The organism is Candidatus Thiosymbion oneisti, from assembly GCF_900092655.1.
Taxonomy (GTDB): Bacteria; Pseudomonadota; Gammaproteobacteria; order Chromatiales; family Chromatiaceae; genus Thiosymbion; species Thiosymbion oneisti.
The window spans coordinates 1-2575 of record NZ_FLUY01001566.1 but is presented as its reverse complement, the minus strand read 5'-3'; the positions used below and the strand labels follow the sequence as shown (position 1 = coordinate 2575).

3 protein-coding genes are annotated in these 2575 nt (G+C 58.6%); all 3 read right to left on the bottom strand.

Annotated elements, in window-relative coordinates; all coding sequences use genetic code 11:
* Nucleotides 1-158: 158 nt before the first annotated feature.
* The 3 genes from BQ17_RS15890 to BQ17_RS15880 all read right to left on the bottom strand — a co-directional run bounded on the left by BQ17_RS15890 (nt 159) and on the right by BQ17_RS15880 (nt 2214).
* Nucleotides 159-659, bottom strand: a complete 501-nt coding sequence (locus BQ17_RS15890; RefSeq protein WP_256091634.1) for a GNAT family N-acetyltransferase — start codon at nt 657-659, stop codon at nt 159-161.
* Nucleotides 660-681: 22 nt separating this feature from the next.
* On the bottom strand, nt 682-960 hold the full coding sequence (locus BQ17_RS15885; protein WP_089728698.1) for a type II toxin-antitoxin system TacA family antitoxin: 279 nt from the start codon (nt 958-960) through the stop codon (nt 682-684).
* Nucleotides 961-1041: 81 nt separating this feature from the next.
* Complete coding sequence (locus BQ17_RS15880) at nt 1042-2214, bottom strand: ATP-binding protein (protein ID WP_089728696.1); 1173 nt, start codon at nt 2212-2214, stop codon at nt 1042-1044.
* Nucleotides 2215-2575 lie beyond the last annotated feature (361 nt).

The window sequence follows — 2575 nt, the reverse complement described above, 5'->3', positions numbered from 1 at the left end:
TGTGAAAACCATTGGTTAGTGCAGATAACAACCGGAAAGCGAACCACGGATGAACACGGATCGACACGGATGGAGACAAATCGCGCTCGTTCCCACGCGCCGACGGAAGCTGGCAGCCGAGTTGCTGGGTTTCGTTCCTCAACCCAGCCTACGGACTCCTATGGATGGGCAGGCCGGTGAGATATGTGGGCTGAACGCTCGGCGAACAGGCGTAAGGGCATAAACAAGGTATTGCTCTCTTCCTGTAAGACGGCAAAACCATGGTGACGGTAAAAGGCGGTGGCTTGTTCATCTTTAGCATCGACCACGAGTGCAAAAACGGCAATCTCTGCGCTCAAGACGCGCGCTGCTGCATTTGCCAGCAAAGCCCCACCGAGCCCCCGCCCCTGGTATGCGGTATCCACCGCAAGGCGGCCAACACGCGCGGCGGGAACGGACGGATAACGGGGCAAGCGCCGAACCGTTTCGTCCGGCAGGTCACTCAATAGGATCTGGCAGGCGGACAGCGTATAGAAACCGGCGATGCGCGTACCTTCCTGCTCGCGTGCAATAAAACAGGTTGTCAACCGCCGCCGGATGTCTTGCGAGACCCGTGAGCGAAAATAACGGTCAAGCGGCTCGCTACCACAAGAAAAATCCTTGCGGTCGTGGCGTTCCAACCGCTCGATGGTGAAGGGAAAATCATTCGACAAGCGGACCTACCAATTCTTCATGGTGACGGATCGCCCGCTCCATGGCAGGAGTAAGGGGCGAAGACTCACATAGGGCCGCCGCAAACCGTTCTTGATCGGCTTGCGACAACCGGATCATATCGGCTTGCTCAATCGTCTCCACGGCGGCATGCCGGGCCGCGGACACGACAAAATCAGACAGGCTGCGGCCTTGGATTGCAGCGGCACGTTTTAGCAGGGCGTGAATATCCGGCGTAAGGCGGGCCTCCAGTCTGGCATTTTTACTCATCGCGGTTCACCTTCAAGAACAACATCCTCTTTATCCCCAATAGTACGTCGAGATACCGTACACTACAAGAAAAAAGGTGCCTCACGCCTCCAAGCGATCGGCGACGAAGGGGTTCTCCGGCCCGATGGTCTCGACGTGTACGCCGTAGGCATCCCGAAAGGCCCGGTTTCTGGTGCGACGCCCCGACCACTTGATCTCGAAGGCGCGCAAGCGATCGCCCTGCTTTACGACCAGATCGACTTCCGACTGGGTGCGGGAGCGCCAGAAAAAGAGCTCCGCCGGCGCGCCGAGCAGGGCATTGCGTTTGGCGATTTCCGCAATCGTCCAGTTCTCCCACAGGGGGCCGATGTCTGGCCGCAATGCCTCGGTGGCAAAGGCGTTGAGGAGGGCGTTGCGGATTCCGGTGTCCCAGAAGAATATCTTGCGGCCCTTGGCAATCTCCTTGCGCGGGTTGGTGCTGAACGAGGGCAGCCGGAAGATGACGAAGGTCTGTTCCAGCAGGTCCAGGTAACGCTCTACCGTCGGTCGTGCCATTCCCAGCTGGGTTGCCAGTTCGTTCACCGATACCTCGGAGCCGACCTGGTGGGCCAGCAGCAAGAGCAGGCGCTTGATAAGATCCGGCGTCTTGATCAGACCGGTTTGCAGGACATCTTTCCAGAGATAGTCGGCACTGAGCTCGCGCAGCAAGCGCACCGGATCAGGGGTCAGGACCACCTCGGGATAGGCACCGAAGGCCAAGCGTTGTTGCAACGAGGCCCGCAGCTGCGGGGCAAAATGTCGGAGCAGCTGATCGCGCGGTATCTGGGAGGTTGCCCACGCCTGCGCTGAGAGGGTCTCGGAGAACAGCAAGGGGGGCAGGATCAGCTTGCGGTTGCGGCCGGTGAGACTCTCCGCCGCCTGATCGCGCAGGTTTAGCGCAGAAGAGCCGAGCAGCAGGATCTTTACCGGCAGGTGGGTATCGTGCCAACCCTTGATGATCCGAGACGCCTCGGGCAGGCGCTGGGCCTCGTCGATGACCAAGACCCGCGGGTCACCCAGGGAGCCTAGGGCATCGGTGGGCGGCAAGGTGGCCGCGGCTTGGAAGCGTGCCTTGTCCACTTCCACGTCGAAATTGAGAAAGACCGCCCCCCGCTTCCGCACCACATGCTGGACCAGTGTTGTCTTACCGACCTGGCGGGCACCGAGAACAACACCGACCTTGTCGCCGGAGATGATCTCCCGGAGGGCCGTTTCCGCCGATCTTTTGAGATACATAATATGCAATTTAACCGGTCATATTGCACAGTATACTGATCAGAATCTGCCAATATTTTGGATACAACAATATATACAGTTTAACCGGTGATATTGCACACTACAACTTCCTGGGGACGGTATATGGAATAATATACCGGTGGTCCAACCCCCACGAAGAAAACGACGCATCCCGCGAATCCACACGGATCGATTCGCGGTGACTCGCGGGATTCGTCGTTTTTTGAGGGCGCCCCAGTCCTGGGAGGCTAAAATGAAGACTGCGGATAAGCGCGGGGGCGGTGGGCAGTGGCTCAGTTTGAAAAATTTATGCTTGGCCGCTCACTTTCCGGCCCATTTAACGCCACGACGCAATGGCGCC

Excerpts from the sequence above, each read along its gene's own strand:
- BQ17_RS15885 (WP_089728698.1), bottom strand. The coding sequence starts at position 960 with ATGAGTAAAAATGCCAGACTGGAGGCCCGCCTTACGCCGGATATTCAC.
- BQ17_RS15880 (WP_089728696.1), bottom strand. The coding sequence starts at position 2,214 with ATGTATCTCAAAAGATCGGCGGAAACGGCCCTCCGGGAGATCATCTCC.